We start from the raw sequence: 442 nt of genomic DNA on the forward strand, positions 1-442 counted from the left end.
CCAGCCGCGGCTCCAGGGGCAGAGGCAGCTGCGCGGCGAACAGCGCGTCGATGGCGAAGGGGATCGCGGCGCCGACCGCCAGACCGATCCCCGTGCCGATGCCGGCGATGAGCATCACCTGGGTCAGGTAGAGGTTCACCACCGCCGAGCCCGGCGCGCCGACGCTCTTGTAGGTGGCGATGGAGCCGCGCTTGCGCTCGACGAAGGCGTGGACGGCATTGGCCACGCCGACGCCGCCGACGATCAGCGCGGTCAGCCCGACGAGGGTGAGGAACTGCGTGAAGCGCTCGATGCTCTTGGCGAAGCGCGGGTCGGCGTCGGAGCGCGCGCGCATCTCCCAACCCGCCTCCGGCACCGCCTTGGCGATGCGTGCGGCGCTCTCGGCGAGCTCTGCGTCGGTGGCGCCGGGCTTCTGGAGGCGGTAGCTCCAGCGGTTGAGGCT

At 72.2% G+C, this 442-nt stretch carries 1 protein-coding gene; it reads right to left on the reverse strand.

From position 1 onward, the window contains the following. Window positions 1-442: FtsX-like permease family protein (locus RAD16_RS41305; protein ID WP_458163719.1), on the reverse strand; the 442-nt coding region annotated here is incomplete at both ends.

This window comes from Bradyrhizobium sp. 18BD, from assembly GCF_054185225.1.